Origin of the sequence: uncultured Imperialibacter sp. (assembly GCF_963974565.1) — a bacterium.
GTDB classification, from domain to species: domain Bacteria; phylum Bacteroidota; class Bacteroidia; order Cytophagales; family Cyclobacteriaceae; genus Imperialibacter; species Imperialibacter roseus.
This window is the reverse complement of sequence record NZ_CAXBCJ010000003.1, coordinates 84,527-102,085: the sequence shown is the minus strand read 5'-3', so window position 1 is coordinate 102,085 and position 17,559 is coordinate 84,527. Positions and strand designations below refer to the sequence as shown.

Annotated in this window: 13 protein-coding genes; 3 read left to right on the top strand and 10 right to left on the bottom strand. The window is 45.7% G+C overall.

Annotated elements, in window-relative coordinates; all coding sequences use genetic code 11:
• Window positions 1–64: 64 nt before the first annotated feature.
• A complete protein-coding gene (gene crtD / locus AAC052_RS05445; RefSeq protein ID WP_339811564.1) occupies window positions 65–1,537 on the top strand; it encodes a 1-hydroxycarotenoid 3,4-desaturase CrtD in 1,473 nt (490 codons plus the stop codon).
• Here crtD and AAC052_RS05440 read toward each other — a convergent pair.
• The 5 genes from AAC052_RS05440 to AAC052_RS05420 form a co-directional block, all read right to left on the bottom strand.
• Complete coding sequence (locus tag AAC052_RS05440) at window positions 1,529–3,025, bottom strand: transporter substrate-binding domain-containing protein (protein WP_339811561.1); 1,497 nt, start codon at window positions 3,023–3,025, stop codon at window positions 1,529–1,531. The genes crtD and AAC052_RS05440 overlap by 9 nt on opposite strands.
• An 85-nt stretch (window positions 3,026–3,110) precedes the next feature.
• Window positions 3,111–4,439 carry a TolC family protein gene (locus AAC052_RS05435; protein ID WP_339811560.1) on the bottom strand — a complete coding sequence of 443 codons (1,329 nt, stop codon included), beginning with the start codon at window positions 4,437–4,439 and terminating at the stop codon, window positions 3,111–3,113.
• A 15-nt stretch (window positions 4,440–4,454) separates the two neighbouring features.
• The gene (locus AAC052_RS05430) at window positions 4,455–7,514 is read right to left on the bottom strand and encodes an efflux RND transporter permease subunit (RefSeq protein WP_317488565.1); all 3,060 of its coding nucleotides are present in this window, start codon (window positions 7,512–7,514) and stop codon (window positions 4,455–4,457) included.
• 12 nt (window positions 7,515–7,526) lie between these two features.
• Window positions 7,527–8,600, bottom strand: a complete 1,074-nt coding sequence (locus tag AAC052_RS05425; RefSeq protein WP_317488566.1) for an efflux RND transporter periplasmic adaptor subunit — start codon at window positions 8,598–8,600, stop codon at window positions 7,527–7,529.
• Window positions 8,601–8,952: 352 nt separating this feature from the next.
• Window positions 8,953–12,180 (bottom strand): TonB-dependent receptor, encoded by a 3,228-nt coding sequence (locus AAC052_RS05420; RefSeq protein WP_339811559.1) that lies wholly within the window; start codon window positions 12,178–12,180, stop codon window positions 8,953–8,955.
• Between the two features lie 480 nt (window positions 12,181–12,660).
• Here AAC052_RS05420 and AAC052_RS05415 point away from each other — a divergent pair, with 480 nt between their 5' ends.
• Window positions 12,661–13,173: a hypothetical protein gene (locus AAC052_RS05415; RefSeq protein ID WP_339811557.1), complete on the top strand. Its 513-nt coding sequence runs from the start codon at window positions 12,661–12,663 to the stop codon at window positions 13,171–13,173.
• Here the strand turns inward: AAC052_RS05415 and AAC052_RS05410 are convergent.
• The 5 genes from AAC052_RS05410 to hppD form a co-directional block, all read right to left on the bottom strand.
• On the bottom strand, window positions 13,170–13,439 hold the full coding sequence (locus AAC052_RS05410) for an acylphosphatase (RefSeq protein ID WP_152000746.1): 270 nt from the start codon (window positions 13,437–13,439) through the stop codon (window positions 13,170–13,172). The two genes, AAC052_RS05415 and AAC052_RS05410, sit on opposite strands and share 4 nt — an antisense overlap.
• An 84-nt stretch (window positions 13,440–13,523) precedes the next feature.
• Window positions 13,524–14,186 carry a deoxyribose-phosphate aldolase gene (gene deoC / locus AAC052_RS05405; protein ID WP_339811556.1) on the bottom strand — a complete coding sequence of 221 codons (663 nt, stop codon included), beginning with the start codon at window positions 14,184–14,186 and terminating at the stop codon, window positions 13,524–13,526.
• 39 nt (window positions 14,187–14,225) lie between these two features.
• A complete protein-coding gene (locus AAC052_RS05400; RefSeq protein ID WP_339811553.1) occupies window positions 14,226–14,564 on the bottom strand; it encodes a hypothetical protein in 339 nt (112 codons plus the stop codon).
• 72 nt (window positions 14,565–14,636) lie between these two features.
• The gene (locus AAC052_RS05395; protein WP_339811550.1) at window positions 14,637–15,110 is read right to left on the bottom strand and encodes a MarR family transcriptional regulator; all 474 of its coding nucleotides are present in this window, start codon (window positions 15,108–15,110) and stop codon (window positions 14,637–14,639) included.
• Window positions 15,111–15,131: 21 nt separating this feature from the next.
• Window positions 15,132–16,265, bottom strand: coding sequence for a 4-hydroxyphenylpyruvate dioxygenase (gene hppD, locus AAC052_RS05390; protein ID WP_339811548.1), 1,134 nt, complete (start codon window positions 16,263–16,265; stop codon window positions 15,132–15,134).
• Between the two features lie 167 nt (window positions 16,266–16,432).
• Here hppD and AAC052_RS05385 point away from each other — a divergent pair, with 167 nt between their 5' ends.
• A complete protein-coding gene (locus AAC052_RS05385) occupies window positions 16,433–17,545 on the top strand; it encodes an amidohydrolase family protein (RefSeq protein WP_317488573.1) in 1,113 nt (370 codons plus the stop codon).
• The last annotated feature ends 14 nt before the right edge of the window (window positions 17,546–17,559 follow it).

The following is a 17,559-nucleotide window of genomic DNA, read 5'->3' as shown; positions in this document are numbered from 1 at the left end:
CTAAAAAATTGCGCTCAGGTCATAACCTAGGCCCGGCTTTAATGTTACTAAGAAAATACATTTAATGGAAAAAACAGTCGGAATTATTGGAGCGGGTATTGCGGGCATGGCTGCGGGTATCAGGTTGGCTAACAAAGGGTATGAGGTCACAATTTTTGATGGAAACGATTATCCGGGAGGCAAATTGACTGAACTCAGGCTTGGGAAATATAGATTTGATGCTGGTCCTTCCCTGTTTACAATGCCAGATTATGTCGATGAATTATTCAGAATATCAAAAAAAGATCCAAAAAATCACTTCAGCTATAAGCAACTCTCTAACACCGCTAATTACTTCTTCGATGATGGGATTTCTCTGCAGGCTTCTGCCAACCCACAGCTACTGGCGACTGAACTCGAAGACAAGCTTGGGGAACCAACTGCAAATACACTGGCTGCTCTCAAGCACAGCTCCTTTCTATACGACCACCTGGCTGACCTCTTTATTCACAGGTCATTGCACGATGTCAAGACATTTTTCAATAGGCAAGCGTTTAAGGCATACAAAGTGCTTCACAAGCTTGACCTTTTCCGGACTATGCACGCTGCCAACCGGCAAAGGTTCGCCAAGGACAAAACCACACAACTGTTTAACAGGTATGCGACCTACAATGGCTCCAGTCCATATTTAACGCCAGCTACGATGAATATCATTCCCCATCTGGAGTTTGGGGTGGGTGCATTTATCCCAGAAAAAGGCATGCACCAAATTACAGAAAGTCTTTTCACCCTTGCGAAAGAGAGTGGGGTAGAATTTCGCTTCAATAGCCCGGTGAAGAAAATCAATCTAAAGAGCGGCAAGGTAACTGGACTCAGAGTCAACGGCCAGGATCATCCATTTGACAACATAGTTAGCAATATGGACATGGTGGCCACCTACAAGCGCTTGCTCCCGGACACAAAAGCACCAGCCAGACTTTTGAACCAGCCAAAATCCAGCTCGGCCCTTATCTTCTACTGGGGAATTAAAAAGAACTTTAAGGAGCTCGATCTCCATAATATTTTCTTTAGCGGTGACTATCAAAAAGAGTTTGATCACATATTCTCCAAGGGTGACATTTATGCCGACCCTACAGTATATGTAAACATCACATCAAAGGAAGTGATTGGCGATGCGCCAGCCGGTTGCGAAAACTGGTTTGTTATGATCAACGTTCCTCACAATTCGGGGCAAGATTGGGAGCTGCTAAAAGTTCGGGCTAAGGAACACATCCTTACAAAGCTTTCGGGGGTTTTGAAAACCGACATAGCGAAACTGATTGAGGAAGAAGCCGTGCTAGACCCCATCAGGATTGAGTCAAAAACATCGTCCTCACAGGGAGCACTTTACGGCAATAGTTCTAATAACAGATTTGCTGCCTTCCTTCGCCACCCCAACAAGAGCAGGCGGGTAAAAAATCTCTATTTCTGTGGTGGCAGTGTGCACCCGGGCGGTGGCATTCCGCTTTGTCTTTCTTCTGCAAAGATTGTAGCAAGCTATTTTCCTGACCTACACTGAAATCATTTGAGAATACTGATCGAACAGTGACAAGATATCGGCCACGTAATTGACCGGCTCGGCTCCACGGCAATAACCAAATTCGGCCACAGGGTCGTTAAAATAGTTCGGTTCCGATTTTTTCAGAAGATACTCCGACACGTCGTTCCAACTCGCAGCGTCTCCGTGATACTTCTCAGTGAGCTTGACCGCATCAATCACGTGGCCCTGGCCAACATTGTAAGAGGCCAAAACAAACTTTATCCGCTCCTTTTTGTCGGGAATCCGTTTAGTCCACAGTTTGTCGAGCCAAAGCAGGTACTTAACGCCAGCATTTATATTCTGAGCGGGGTTGGTGAGGTCTTTCGCTCCATACAGTTCGCCGGTATCAGGAACCAGCTGCATCAGTCCGACAGCTCCGGCCCACGATTTTGCTTTAGGTTTGAACTGAGATTCCTTGAACACCATCGCAGCCAGCAGCTTCCAATCCCAGCCCAGCTCATGAGACGCAGCTTTGATTTGCTCGTCGTAGGGAGAAATGGTATTACTGTTCAGGTTAGAAAAGTCGCTTTGCGCCAGCAAAGTGTATGTCTTGGTGTTTTTGAAATACCGATTGTAGATAACATTGTAATCGGCCGTCTTCCGCATGCCGTCAATCCAGAGATTCAAAGACTTCTGTAACTGGCTGCCGTTTTTTCTTAAGCCCCAGGCGATTTGCTGGGGCAGACTAATAGCAGTGCTAACATCAAGAATAGGAAAATAAGTGGCGTTGAGCAGAGCGACATTTTCTTCGGCAACCGTGTACTGAATTTTTCCGGTAGCTACTTCATGAATCAGGTTCTCCGTTGTCTGCTCGGCAAAAGCCGGAACAAGCACAATGTCACCACCAATTTCGTCGCTCAGGTTCTCCAGTCTGCTTATGTATGACGAGCCTTTGCGCACAACAACCTCTTTGCCAATCAGGTCGACCGGATTCGTCAAAAGCTGGTCCTCAATCTCATGGAGTTTCATCTGATACCAATTTTCAGGTTTTCGCTGTATGAGCACCAGTCTGACAAGATTGTGGTAATGTGTGAACGCAATCCTCTCCTTTCTTTCCTTGGTAACTGTAAGGTTGTACGCAAGAATATCTCCCTCTCCGCTGTTGAGCTTCCTGAAGCTTTCTTCCAGGTCCTGAGAAATAATGAACTGCAGCCTCACCCCTATGGACCTGGCATACCTGCGCAGCAACTCATAGTCATAGCCCATTGGCTGGCCTTTATAGATAAAGTAGCTAGTAGAACTGTTTTCGATGATGACCTTTAACAACCCTCTGGCCATGATCTTGTCAAGGTCGAAGTCTACTACCTCTTCGGCCACTCTTTTATTTTTGTCAATGGCTTTAGAATCGGAGGAAGTTCTGCCACAGGCAGCAAAAAGGCATAGGAGAAAGCAAAGGAGTATTCTCAATAGATAGCCAAATGTGCGGTGGCACAACTGGTTTATCAGGCTACGTTTGCGAAGAAACATGACCTAAAATAGGCTTTTTTTGCTAAAAAGCTAGTTCTGACCATCAAAGAATTGGGAAGCTACGCTATCTGCCCCGCTTTCCTACCTACTCAGAGAATGTCGTGATCAGGCTTCCGCTTAGCCGAAGCAGCTCAATTTCAGCCAGCTTTGTGGAGAACGCAGCATTGATTAGACGGCTCTCGGCCTGCACAGCATTGATTTGGGCTTCTCTTAGCTCCAGTGGAGTATAATTACCCAACTGATACCTTTCTAAGGCAATACTTTCGTTTTCCCTGGCAACCTCGAGGTTCTGCCTTTCGATATTAATAAGATCAAGGCTGGTTACGTACCGATTGTACATTTTGTTGATATCGGCTTCCAGGGACAGTCTTAAGTCAGCTATCGTGTATTCGGCTGTCTCCATTTGCACTTTGGCATTTTGTACACGACGGTTAACGTTGAAGCCATTAAAGATGTTGAGACTGGCTGTAACGCCATAATTAAAGCCATTTGTACGTGTCAAAGCAGCAAAGCCAACCTGCGAGCTGCTATTGCCCTTAGAATATGCTGTAGTTAGGGAGACTATTGGGAATCTATCACTTTTCAATTCCCTCATTTGCAGGTGAGCCATGTTCAACTGCCTTTGCGACTGAAGTAAAGAAGGATTCTTCATGTTTGCCGATTCAAGCAGTTCGCCCAAAACCAAATTTTCGTTGATGTCAATTGTTTGGTCAACTTCGACATTTGCCTCGACATCTCTTGCCAGCACTCTATTAAGGTCTACCTTGGCCTGGTATAGCAGCTGTTCCTCATTGATCAGTAAAGTTTTGTCGGTATTGAAATCGACCTGAGCAGCGAGAAACTCAACTTTACTGGCTTTGCCTATTTCATATTTATTCTGTGCTATTTCAAGTCGTCTCTCTGAAAGCTGCAACGAGTTGTTTAGCACCTTGATTCGCTCCACTTCGAGGGCAACAGTATAGTAAGTGGAGAGCACTTCAGCCACAGTGTTCTCCATAGTTACCTTCATCAGCAAGTTGCTGGCTTCGTTCTGCTGGCCCAGTCTGTCGTAAGCATAAAACATTCCTAATCCGTCGAAAACAACCCAGTTAAATGAGGCACCAATACTAGCCTGTTCCGACTTTGCCCCCTGGATATCAACTATTGTCCTATTTGCATCGTTTCGCTCCTGATAAGTGTCATTGGATGCAAAGTTCTTAAATGCAGTGACTCCAACGGTAGGTAAAAACCCAGCATTTCCACGTGTGACATCATTTTCAGAAATTTCTCTGGTATTGTCAGCTATTTTAATGTCGTAGTTGTTTTCAAGTGCTATCCTGACCGCTTCCGGCAGGCTCATTATGTCCTGAGAAAATAAACTCTCTGATAGCAGCAGCGCACCCAGAACGAAAAACACAATCCTCACTTTATTCATATTATTATTTGAAAATTAAAATCTAGCCATTCTTTTTTCCTTGCCAGAGATGTAGACATACATGGCAGGTATTACATATAGGGTGAGTATTGTTGCAAATAGTAGCCCTCCAATGATGGCGATACCCATTGACACACGGCTTTCAGAGCCTGCACCAAGTGCCAAAGCAATCGGCAGAATACCCAGAATGGTCGACAGGCTGGTCATCAGAATAGGGCGGAATCGTTGCTGTGCCGCACCAACTATGGCTTCTTCCACGGCCATGTCATGAGCTTTGCGTTGGTTGGCAAATTCCACAATCAGGATACCATTCTTTGTTACCAAACCTATCAGCATGATAATACCTATCTGGCTGAATATGTTGAGTGTCTGGTCAAAATACCATAGCGATAGAAATGCCCCTGCAATTGCCATGGGCACAGTAAGCATAATGATAAATGGGTCTCTGAAGCTTTCAAACTGAGCCGCCAGCACCAGGTAAATCAAAATAAGAGCGAATATAAAAGCGAAGTACAAGCTTGAAGAAGAGTCTCTGAACTCTGCAGAAGGGCCCGATAACTCGGTTTGAAAGGTGCCATCCAGCACTTTCGCTGCTATGGCATCCATGGCATCAATACCATCCTTGATGGTATAACCAGGCACCAACGACGCTGATACCGTTGCTGACACAAATCTGTTGTACCGATAGAGTTGCGGTGGCGTGCTTTGCTCCGTAATCTTTACCAAGTTGTCCATCTGAATAAGATCTCCTACCTGGTTCTTCACATAAAGTGCCTTCAGGTCGAGTGGGTCGTTGCGATCTTCTCTGTCCACCTGGCCTATTATTTGGTACTGCTTTCCGTCTTTGATGAAATAACCAAATCTGGAGCCGCTCAAGCCAAGCTGCAGTGTCTGGGCGACGTCCCGAATCGATACATTCAAACTACGGGCCTTGTCACGATCTATTTCTATGTTGATCTCTGGCTTGGTAAACTTCAAGTCAAGGTCAACGAAATTAAAATGCTCGTCGGCACTTGCCGCATCCACAAAGGCTGGCAGCACTTCTTTCAATTTTTCAATGGTAGTTGCCTGTATTACGTATTGCACAGGTAGTCCCCCTCTTCTATTCCCTATCGACTGGCTTTGAGAAACAAAAGAACGGGCCTCCGTCATTCTCATCACCAGAGGGCTAATGGCATCTACTACCTCTTGCTGCGATCTGGTTCGCTCCGACGGATCAACCATCATCACCCTCACATTTCCAGAATTCACGGAGCCCGATGATCCAAAGCTGGGGCTGGTCATGCTAATGAGTGCCTCTTTTTCCGGCACTGCCTCACTGATCAACGCAAGCATCTTATCAAGGTAGGCGTCCATGTACTCGAAGGTGGCACCCTCGGGCCCGGTGCTGTTGATCCTGAACTCACCTCTGTCTTCCATGGGAGATAGCTCGCTTTGGATATTATTACCTAGCAGATAAATGCCTCCAAAAGAAAGAACAAGAACGACCAAAGCAAGCCATTTGCGGGCCATAAAGTTTTCGAGCGATTTGTTGTAGCCCTCGTTCATCCAATCGAAAAAAGGTTCGGTTACACTGTACAACCACTGCTTCTTCTCTCTTTTCTTAAGAATTTTGGTAGAGAGCATTGGCGTAAGTGTAAGGGCAACAAACGACGATATTATTACCGCTCCGGCCACGACGATCCCAAACTCCCTGAAGAGTCGGCCTGTGAGGCCATCGAGAAATACAACAGGCATGAACACTGCCACCAACGCCACGGTGGTGGAAATAACGGCGAAGAATATCTCCGTCGAGCCCTTAAGCCCGGCCTCCAGCGGCGACATCCCATCTTCTATCTTAGTGTAAATATTTTCCAGCACCACAATCGTGTCATCCACCACGAGCCCTATCGACAGCACGATGCCCAGGAGTGTCAGGACGTTGATGGTGAAGCCCGCAAGGTACATGATGAAGAAAGTGCCTATCAGCGATATTGGGATGGTGGCAACAGGAATTAGCGTAGTTCGCCAATCACGCAGGAAGGCGAAAATAATCAACACCACCAGCACAAAGGCCATGAAAATAGTCTCCTGCACCTCTGTGATAGATTTCCTCACATACTCAGTCACATCGAAGCCTATCCCGAGTTCAATATCGGCGGGGAGATCCTTCTTGATAAACTCCAGCCTTCTGTAAAACTCGTCTACAATCTCTATGATATTAGTTCCGGGCTGCGCCTGAAGCACAACGCCAACCATAGGTACACCGTCTCTTTTGAGTATGGTCCGGTTGTTTTCTGGTCCCAGTTCGGCTCTCCCAACATCCTGAAAACGCACAACGTTGTTGTCATCCTCTTTGACGATAAGCTGGTTGAATTCTTCCGGTGTGGAAATCCTGCCCATGGTTCTCACAGTAAGTTCCATGTTTGTGCCTTCTACCAGCCCCGAAGGAAGTTCGACGTTGTCCCGTGTCACTGCATTCAAGACCTCCAATGGCGTGAGCGAGTAGGCTGCCAGCTTGGCGGGATCCATCCAAAGTCTCATGGAATAGCGACGCTCGCCCCAAATCTGGACGGCTGCCACTCCTTTTATAGTCTGAAGTCGCTCCTTAAAAATATTCTCTGCTACATCGGAAAGGCCCAAAAGGGTTCTTTTGTCACTTTTCACATTCAAAAAAACCAGCGGCATGGCATCAGCATCCGCTTTTCTCACCGACGGTGGATCACAGTCGGGCGGGAGGTTTCGGGTCGCTCTCGACACCCGGTCTCTAACATCGTTGGCGGCTGCTTCCAGGTCAATTTCCAGGTCAAACTCAACCCTGATAGAACTGGCTCCATCCCTACTTGTTGACGTAAGGCTTTTGATGCCGGCAATTCCATTGATCGATTCTTCCAAGGGCTCGGTGATTTGCGACTCTATGATGCTCGCATTGGCTCCGGTATAAGAGGTGCTTACCGAAATAATAGGTGGGTCAACACTAGGATACTCTCTGATGCCCAGAAAATTGAATCCTATGATGCCAAAAATGATGATAATGATGGACATTACCACCGCCAGCACGGGTCTGTTAATACTGATATTGGATAGACCTGCCATAGTTTTAATGTTTTAGTTAAAATCGGTGATCTCCACCACTGAATTCGGGCGGATTTGCAGTAAACCTGAAGTGATCACTGTGTCGCCTTCCTTAATGCCCTCAATTATTTCTATGCTGTTGGCAGTACGTATACCAATGGTAACGGGCTGCTCAACCACTTTTCCTCCTCTTTCAAGGAACACTTTGTGCCCAGCAAGGTCATTCACGACCGCTATAGACGGCACCATCAAAGCATTGTCTTTGTGGTTCAATACTACCTCCACCCTGGTAAACAACCCAGGAAACAGTTCTCCTTTCGAATTGTCGCTGGTTGCCCTGATCCTCATGGTTCTGGTAGCCTGGTCAATTTGTGGCTCAACAGCGTAAACGGTACCCTGATATGTCTTCTCAGAAGCGTCGGTTGTGAAGAAAATAGGGTCTCCATCATTTATCACTGTTCCATACTTTCCGGGAATGGAGAACTCTACCTTGATGGGGTTGATGTTTATTAAACTTGCAATTCGGGAGCTTGAGTTGATGAAAGCTCCATCGCTAATGTACCTCAAGCCAATGGTACCATTGAAAGGTGCCCTGATCTTGCTTTTTGCAATTTGAGCTTCCAGTACTTTGATGTCGGCGGAGGCGGTATTTAACTCTGTCAATGCCACGTCATATTCCTCCTGACTAATCGCTTCCTTTTCAAGCAGCTGACGCTGGCGATATTCGCTGGTCTCTCTCAGCTTCTTCGAGAATTTCAACTTCTCCAGCTGGGCCTCCTGGTCTTCGGTATTTAAGGTCAGCAGCAGGTCTCCCTTTTTTACCCGGGATCCCTCTTTGAAATAAATTTTTTGCACCACACCTGACACCTCAGAGGCAATCTCAACGGCCTCGTTAGCAATAAGCGCACCTGTAATAATCAGTTTGTCATCAAGCGGCTCTGGCTTGATGATGGTGGCTGTAACTGGCAGGGATCCTCCTGAAGATCGTGTCTCAGCCTGAGCGACCTCCTCTCCCTTTGAAATAAAATGAAACTTGCGGTCGGCCAGGTAGACTAAAACAACCAATACCATTACATAAAATAGTACCCTTCTTACAGTTTTCTTCATACGTTTGGTTGATAGAATGATCCGTTAGGGCGGATTTCTATTTTTTCGGAAATGACAAAATTACACCCAAAAAACGGGGTGCATTACAATTTGTTCATTGTTTGTGGCAAACGGGTTGAAGGGTAAATAAATGGCTTTAAAGCGTAACTAAATTGTAACCGCTTATGGATGGCCCCTTGAAAAGTGGAAAGGTCTGTTTGCCTCTTCGAGAAACATGCAAAACTGAGCTGAGTAAAACGGTTACTGACAAACTCAAAGAAATCTCTTTTGGCCACTCCATTTTTCAACAGCCGTGAAGACAAAAAAAAGAGGCTCTGGCGAGCCTCTTTTCTGTATCAAATTATGAAGTAAATTATTTAAATATATATCTAACACCAATCTGCATCTGCCAGCGAGAGCTCTGGAAACCAGAGTCATCGATTTGCCATGGTTGGTAGTCGGCGCCTTTTCTGTAAGTGAATGTAGGAGTTGTACCGTCGGCCTGGAATGACTGGAAGTTAAGAAGCTCCGCACTCTGGAAATTGCCGCCGTCGCTTACAAAATATCTTCTCCCCCAATCCTTGTTAACAAGGTTGGTTAGGTTAAAAATGTCAAGAGACACCTGAAGCGTATTTCTTTTTCCGGATGCAGTTTGGATATAGAAATCTTGCAGGAATCTGAAGTCAACTACTCCCTCAAAGGGTGATCTGCTCTGATTTCTGTCAGCATATTCTCCTCTATGCTCACTCAGATATTTATCGGACTTGATAAATGCGTCCAAATCGCTCCACTGTTGAGCCGCTGTTACTGTAGTGCCCCCAGATGTATAGTCAACAAGGTTGATGTCATTTTGAGTAGCTGGAATATAAACCAAGCTTCTTTCTCTTGAGTCCTCGTTGGTCAAGTTGCCTGAATCATTGTAAATATAAGAGTAGACCCTACCAGACTGACCATTATAGAACAACGAGATTTGCGAAGCGCCGAAGCCAAAGTATTCTTTTCTATATGACACCTGGGCAATTACCCTGGATCCCATTGAGAAATCAGAGCGTGGTGCTTCATCGAAGAAGTTTCTACCATTTACAGAGTGCAAACCTCTCCACTGAGACGAATTTTGAGAGGATGTGCCATCATAGACTGAGAAAGCATCGTTCCAGGTATACGACAAGGTGGTGGTAAATCCATTTGAGAAGGGCTTACTCACCGATGCAGCAAGGTTGTAAGTGTACCCCTTGCTTGTGTTGCTTCCAAGGTAGATACCTGTGTAAGTTCCATCTACGGCGTCTCTCCTGTTGTACAAGATTCTGTCGTCGGGCGAACCAGTCAGTCTGGTGGTAGAAGGCTTGATGTTCAAGTTTTGGTAGAACACGTTGTTAAGAAACTTAGAAAACAGTGCCTCAAACGAACCAACCATACCCCAGGGAAGTTTTTGGTCAACCCCTACGTTAACTTTGAACACCTGAGGAAGTTTGAAGTCAGAGGCAAACAAGTCGATTTGTCCTGACGGAGCTCCCTGGCCTGGTGCAACATTACGTGGCTGCTCATCCCAATTTGGATTGAACGGCACATTGAAGCTTCTGTCCCCGCCAACGGTCAGACCATTGTTATTGTAAGCGCCACCTGGCCAAACCAAAGGAATGCGGCTATTGAAAATACCTGCGCCTCCACGGAGTTGGGTAGATCTGTCGCCAGTTACGTCGTAGTTAAACCCGAAGCGTGGAGCAAACAATACAGAGGCACCGATGAATTCACCCGTCTTTGCGCCTTTCAAGTCATATCCTTGTGCTTCAATTGCTGAAACAGCATTTGAGTTAAAATCTGCGTTCTCCAGTGTGTTGTCATTGAAGATGGGAATATCCACACGGAGACCCAGAGTCAGCTTAAGCTTATCGCTAGCCTGGAATTCGTCCTGACCATATACACCAAGTTGCATTCCTGTGAACTCAGCAGCACCGGCTGATCCATCACCAACCACATCATCAACCAGAGAATAGCTGACGTCAAACTGCCTTGCATTCAAATCATTCATAAAACCTGATAGGCTATCGTATTGATATGCTCCGAAAGCCTGGCGAATGAATAAGTTATAAGTCTTGTAGAATTCGTTGTGTGTACCAATTGTGAAAGTGTGCTTTCCTTTGAAGATTTGGAAATTATCTGTCACAGTAATTACATCTTGCTTCAACTGATTGGCTGTAGAGAATTGCTCACTACCAAACTGAATAAATCCATCGCCGTCGTTTATCCCAACATAAGGGAAAGAAGCTCCTGCAGGGTCTCTGTCATCATTAACAAACGTTGCGCCAATAGTCAGATGATTCGACATATTACCCCCAAAGTTGCTCTTCAATTCCAGTGCAGTTGAGTTGGTGGTAGATGGGAAGAACACAGAGCCATTCTCGAAGTTGATGGTGCTTGAGTTGGAACGGTTTGCCTGAAGGTTCTCCGCCTTCACATATGAATGGCGAACCGACAGTTTGTGGTTTTGACTCAGGTTCCAGTCTATCTTGGCAAGGAACTTATCGCTGTTCAAAGTCGCAGCGTTGTTGGTGTAAGTGCCCGGGTCGTAGCCATAATCGCTTTTAAGCTTGTTTACCAGTGCCTGAATATCTGCAGTAGATGCATCACCAATATAGCTGGAAGCGTTAAATGGCTGAGGAGTTTCGTCTCGCTGCATTTCCGCATTTGCAAAGAAGAACACTTTATTCTTAACGATAGGCCCGCCCACACGAAAGCCATAAGTTTTGGCAGTAAAGTCTGCTAGCTTAGTTCTTTCTGCATCTGCATCTTCAGTAGGCGTCTTACCTGCCAGATTCTGGTTTCTGAAAAAATAGTATGCTGATCCCTCAAACTCGTTGGTTCCGCTTCTGGTGACCGCATTTATCGATCCCCCAGCAAAGCCTGACTGTGTAACATCGAATGGTGCCACCGATACCTGAAACTGCTCAATGGCATCTATTGAAATGGGAGAAACACCTGTTTGGCCTCCGTTGGTACCACTTGAAGCAAGACCAAATACATCATTGTTCACAGCACCATCTATGTAGATAGCATTGTAGCGATTATTCATTCCTGCAATCTCGATTGCATCACCCTGGGTATTAACCAGCGGATTGAGTCTTGTGAAATCCACAAGAGATCTGGAAACTGTAGGCAATTCATTTATCGACTCCTCATCAATAATCGTCGACTGGCCTGTTTTGTTGCCGTCGAACACATCATTGGCACTGGCGATGATCTCCACGCCTTCGAGTTGCGTGCTTTCTTCCTCCAAAACCGCCTTGATTCTGAAAGTTTGTCCCAGCGTAAGGAATACGCCAGACTGCTGGTAGGGCTTGTAGCCTACAAATGAAATGGTCACGGTGTAAGGTCCGCCTACCTGCATTCCAGAAATACGGAAGTAGCCTTCCACATCTGAAACATTACCATACTGCGATCCAGTAGGTGTATGCACAGCAAGAACAGTAGCACCCGGCAGAGCACTTCCGTTTGCATCCACTACCTGCCCGTTAAGCGCAGAAGTGGTGGTGCCTTGCCCGAATACCGTCGAAAACGAAGCCGTAATCAACAGGGTAAGAGCCAATTGTAAAATTCGCCTCATAATTTGTTTTTTTGGTTGTTAAATAAATTTTACGGTCGATAAAATATGGTGCAAAGCTAAAGGATACTTGTTTTCAGACCAGCATGAAAACGTTAACTTTTCGATATGAATGAAATTAAATTTTAACGAAAGATTAATCCCAAAACGCCTTGTTAAACAATGCTTTAGATTCCAATTATTCTTTTGATCAGATCAGTTTCTTTAATATAAAAACCTGCTATAAAGTGGTGTTGCCAAAGATAAATTGACCCGAACCTTCTGGCCGGTCAACTTAAGTCAAGAATTTCTACATTCACGGCGCATAGCCAGACCGCTATTGCCGACTGAAAAATTAAGGGGATGTTAATTAATTGTTAAGATAAGGTGTGGAAAATAAAATAGCAAAACAGTCAGGAACCGTTTTAGCGTTCTCCATTTTTTCGTGTTCTAATTCTACTTTTTTGGTGCAGTAAAAATTCAAAAGCTTATATTTGTGCCCATATGGAGTTGACAGATCACCGCTTTTTCCCCTACGACAAAAACCTTATATTAAAGCAAGCCCAGGCCCATCTGGAAGCCGACCTTCTCACGGAGCTGATATCAATTTCAAAAAGTGCCTATCAGCAGGTTTATAATCCGTTGGGGCTCAACGATGACACCTCGCTGCGGATCGAAAGCTACGAGAAAAATCAGCTCATCTATCTCCATACGTTCTACACTTCTCTGTGTGGAATCTACAGGTACAAATATGGCAACAACCAGCTTGAGCTCATTTGGGATGGCAGCAGCCACTTCGAAAAGTATTCCAGGGAATGGACTGAGCGTTTTGTAATCTGGTGCACCGAATTTGGTCAAAACCCTCAGTTTCTTAAAGCTGTGCTGGCTGCCACTGTTTTTTGTAAGAACAGGAGACAAGGCGAACTTGCAGAAAACCGGCTGAGGGTGTTTTTAAATAGCCAATTTGAAGTGCGGGTGCACAAACTACGTGGCATAGTGCCCATGAAAGTAGCCTAATGCCGGATCAAAAATACGTTGTGATGCTTCAAGTCAACCTCAGTGCGTTCTATACTGTCAACTTTGGCGTGCAGAGGTCCCTTTTTGCACCAGGCCATTAAATCGATCAATTTGTCCTTGGTGCCCTCAGCTTCTATCAATACGCTTCCGTCCAACTCATTCTTCACCCATCCTTTCACGCCCAATTCGTCGGCCACGGTTTTAGTGCTGGCTCTGTAAAAGACACCCTGCACTTTGCCCACCACACGTATTTGATAACAGACCATCTGACAATTGCCGGTTTAGGATTGAAAAATGAAAATTCCAATTCAAAAATCAAACAGCCTTATGCAAATAAATGAGAACGAATTTCAGGAGGGGTTTGAAAGCTCGCTGACAATAGCCACCCCAGACGAAGTGCCAATCCGGTCGGCGCCTGCATTGATCAGCTCCAGCGTTTGAGCCAAAGTTTTGATACCGCCCGACGCCTTAATGCCCACATGCGATGGCAATATTTCTCTGAGTAGCTTGATATGCTCAGCCTTTGCCCCAGCGCCTGCAAAGCCGGTGCTGGTTTTAACATAGTCGGCGCCAGCATCTTTGGCAATAGTTGCAGCCTTCACTATTTCCTCGTCGGTGAGGTAGGCCGTTTCAATGATCACCTTCAGTATGGCCTCTTGCTCATGAGCCAGCTTCGTCACTTTGGCCAAATCAATTTTGAACCAGGGGTGGTTCATTTTGAAAGCAGAAATGTTCATTACCATGTCTATTTCTGTGGCCCCGTCCCTCAACGCCAGCCTGGCCTCTTCGAGTTTAGTTTCAGTCATCTGGTAGCCCAGCGGAAAGCCCACAACCGTTACGAGCTGAATATCGGCGGAGCCTATTTCCCGCTGCGCTCTTTTCACCCAAAAGGGCGGCACACATACTCCACAGAAGCCATGGGTTTTTGCTTCCGACACCAATTGGTCAATGTCTTTGTCGGACAGTGTCGGGCGTAAAAGTGTATGCTCAATGCACCTGGCTATGTGCTGCATGGGCTATCATCAGGACTGGAATATTTTAGAGCAATATAATTAATGGACAATTCCGCATTCCTTGCAAAATTTACGTTTGCCTAGGGGCCTTTTCTTAGGCGGCTTCTTGTGTCCGAAGTAGGACTGATCGGAATACTGAGGCTTTTCCATCTCCTTGGAAGCTTTTTTGTAGGCCTTGGCATTGTCTTTCATCCGCTCCTCGTATTCTTCGATAAGCTGGTCCTTCTTGCTCTTCTTTTTCTTCTTTACCTTCTTTATCTTTTGAGTGGAGTTGTACTGCGAACCTTGCTTCTGGGCAGTATTTACTTCCCTTGACGATTGGGCGGAGGCCCCCCAGCTGAGAAAAAACAAAAAGACGATTACACCAAAATACTTCATACACCAAAGATTATAATTATACATAACACTGCCTAATTAACGGGCTATGTTTGAATATATTACCCTCAAATCTCAGGCGGCTTTGTCATTAGAAATAGCAGTGGCATCCATGAGTGTAGCTGCGGATGCTATCTCGAAGTTATGAACTATTTTGGTCATGATACGATGCAAATGCACATAGTCTTCTTCGTTCAGGCCTTCCCAACCCTGGTTTCGAAAGTCATCCACTACCGGTCTGAGTTGCGAAATAAGCGCCTCTCCTTCAGCAGTTAATCCCACGCTGAATTTCCTCCTGTCATTGGGGTCGGCTTTTCTCACCACAAGGCCCTTTTGTCCAAGCAAGTCTATGATACGGGTGACAGTTGGAGGGTCTTTGTACACCGCTTCTACAACCGCTACCTGTGACTTGGGGCCTTCGGATAGTTGATCGAGAACCACCCACTGGTCAACCGTTAAGTCTGCTCCCGAAAGTTGCAATTTTCGCTGCAATGCTTGCTTTATTTGGCGGGAGGCTACTTCAATAAGAAATCCATATTTATTCTGCATGTATCGGCAATTGTAGGGGAACTACAATGTCCCCCTTAGCTCTTGTTCTCGCTCTATAGCTTCAAATAATGCCTTGAAGTTTCCTTTTCCAAACGACCTGGCCCCTTTTCTTTGGATGATCTCAAAAAACATCGTCGGTCTTGGCTCTACAGGCTTGGTGAATATCTGCAATAAATACCCCTCATCGTCTCTGTCGACAAGGATCCCGAGTTTCTTCAAAGGTTCCAAATCTTCATCAATATGGCCTACCCTGTCGAGCAGGTCATCGTAGTAGGTAGTAGGCACATTTAGAAACTCGACTCCTCTGTTCTGAAGCTGAGTAACCGTTTCAATGATATCATCAGTGGCTACGGCTATGTGCTGAATGCCTGACCCGTTATAGAAATCCAGGTACTCCTCCACCTGCGATTTTTTCGCACCGTCGGCTGGCTCATTGATCGGGAACTTTACCCTTCCATTGCCATTGCTCATTACTTTGCTCATCAGCGCAGTGTATTCTGTAGAAATGTCCTTGTCATCGAAAGACACCAGCTGAGCAAATCCCATCACGTTGGCATAAAAATCGACCCACTGATTCATTTCCCCCCAGCCTACATTGCCCACCATGTGGTCAACATATTTTAAGCCAATGGGTTTAGGGTTGTAGCTGCTCTTCCATAGCTTAAAGCCCGGCAGAAAAACGCCAGAATAGTTTTTCCTTTCCACAAAAATGTGAACAGTGTCTCCATAAGTATAAATGCCTGAGCGAACCACCTCGCCATTTTCGTCCTTTTCAACTTGCGGCTCCATGAATGGCTTTGCTCCCCTTGCCGTTGTTTCTTCGAAAGCTTTAGCTGCGTCTTCCACCCAAAGTGCTACCACCTTCACGCCATCTCCATGCTTATCAATGTGTCTGCCGATTTCGGTATCTGCCTTTAAGGGGGTTGTCAGCACCAGGCGTATTTTGTCCTGCACCAGCACATAGGAAGTCCTGTCCTTCACACCTGTCTCCAGCCCGCAAAAAGCCAGCGACTGAAAGCCAAAGGCAGTTTTGTAATAGTGAGCTGCCTGCAAAGCATTACCAACATAAAGCTCCAGATAGTCGGTGCCCAAAAGTGGCAAAAAGTCCTCCGGTGCCTCAATGGTGTTTTGATGAGAATGATCTAAAATGTTCATAATGGGTATATTGTTGTTATACTAACTATTAGTAATATAACAAAAATAATCTTTTGCACCGAAGTTTCAAAACGGCTAAGTTCACACTCTCTAAATACCGTTCCTATAAGCTGTTATGCCCCGGCCTTTCAATCTTTCGTAATTAGTTATGCTATAAAATCTATCTCATGAAGAAACTCTTACTTACCGTTGCCTCTGGTCTCTTTGTTTTCTCGCAAGCTTCGGCACAAAAAGTGGATACGGAAATGATCATGGACTGGGAGAAATATGATCCCCCATCAACACTCGTGGTGCCGGAACACCCGTTGACAAAATCGAAGTATCCATTTGTTGATGTCCACAATCACCAATTCAGGATGAATCAACAGGATCTTGCTCCTTTGGTGAAGGAAATGGACGACCTGAACATGGGCGTGATGGTCAATTTGAGTGGAAGAGGTCGGGGAAGCCGGGGCTACCTGCTGGAAGTGCTGGACAACGTAAAGAAAAACTCGCCCAGCAGGTTCATTATCTTCACCAACCTTGATTTCACAGGCATCGACGACCCTGAATGGGGCAAAAAAGCTGCGGCTTCTCTTGAAGAAGATGTGAAAGCGGGTGCTAATGGGTTGAAAATTTACAAAAGCCTGGGTTTCAGCGTGACTGATGGTTCCGGAAAAAGAGTAGCTGTAGACGACCCAAGAATCGACCCGGTTTGGGCGAAATGTGGTGAGCTGGGAATACCCGTGCTGATCCACTCTGCCGATCCAAAGTCGTTCTGGGACGACTATGATGAAAATAACGAGCGGTGGCTTGAGTTAAAAACACACCCGAACCGTAAGCGCTCGGCTACTGACCCGGTTCCCTGGGAGCAAATTATTCAGGAGCAACACAATGTTTTCAAAAAGCACAAGAAGACGATCTTCATCAATGCTCACTTTGGCTGGTACGCCAACGACCTGGCGACCCTTGGCAAGCTGCTGGATGAAATGCCTAATATGTATACCGAAATCGGTGCCATCATCGCTGAGCTAGGCAGGCAGCCAAGAGCGGCCAAAGCATTTTTCACCAAGTATCAGGACAGAATTTTATTTGGCAAAGACGCTTACAACCCTGAAGAATACTACACTTACTTCAGAGTGCTGGAAACCGCCGATGAGTACTTTCCTTACTACAAAAGGTACCATGCTTTCTGGAGAATGTATGGGCTAGATTTGCCGGATGAGGTGCTAAAGAAAGTGTACTATAAGAACGCTCTCAAAATCATTCCTAATATTGATAAGAGTGTGTTTCCTAAGTGATCGAGACAATTTTT

Bases quoted from the DNA above. Each gene is read 5' to 3' on its own strand.
- AAC052_RS05430 (WP_317488565.1), bottom strand. From the start codon at position 7,514: ATGGCAGGTCTATCCAATATCAGTATTAACAGACCCGTGCTGGCGGTG.
- AAC052_RS05440 (WP_339811561.1), bottom strand. From the start codon at position 3,025: ATGTTTCTTCGCAAACGTAGCCTGATAAACCAGTTGTGCCACCGCACA.
- AAC052_RS05415 (WP_339811557.1), top strand. From the start codon at position 12,661: ATGGAGTTGACAGATCACCGCTTTTTCCCCTACGACAAAAACCTTATA.
- AAC052_RS05385 (WP_317488573.1), top strand. From the start codon at position 16,433: ATGAAGAAACTCTTACTTACCGTTGCCTCTGGTCTCTTTGTTTTCTCG.
- AAC052_RS05425 (WP_317488566.1), bottom strand. From the start codon at position 8,600: ATGAAGAAAACTGTAAGAAGGGTACTATTTTATGTAATGGTATTGGTT.
- AAC052_RS05400 (WP_339811553.1), bottom strand. From the start codon at position 14,564: ATGAAGTATTTTGGTGTAATCGTCTTTTTGTTTTTTCTCAGCTGGGGG.
- AAC052_RS05395 (WP_339811550.1), bottom strand. From the start codon at position 15,110: ATGCAGAATAAATATGGATTTCTTATTGAAGTAGCCTCCCGCCAAATA.
- AAC052_RS05410 (WP_152000746.1), bottom strand. From the start codon at position 13,439: ATGGTCTGTTATCAAATACGTGTGGTGGGCAAAGTGCAGGGTGTCTTT.
- crtD (WP_339811564.1), top strand. From the start codon at position 65: ATGGAAAAAACAGTCGGAATTATTGGAGCGGGTATTGCGGGCATGGCT.
- deoC (WP_339811556.1), bottom strand. From the start codon at position 14,186: ATGCAGCACATAGCCAGGTGCATTGAGCATACACTTTTACGCCCGACA.
- AAC052_RS05435 (WP_339811560.1), bottom strand. From the start codon at position 4,439: ATGAATAAAGTGAGGATTGTGTTTTTCGTTCTGGGTGCGCTGCTGCTA.
- AAC052_RS05420 (WP_339811559.1), bottom strand. From the start codon at position 12,180: ATGAGGCGAATTTTACAATTGGCTCTTACCCTGTTGATTACGGCTTCG.
- hppD (WP_339811548.1), bottom strand. From the start codon at position 16,265: ATGAACATTTTAGATCATTCTCATCAAAACACCATTGAGGCACCGGAG.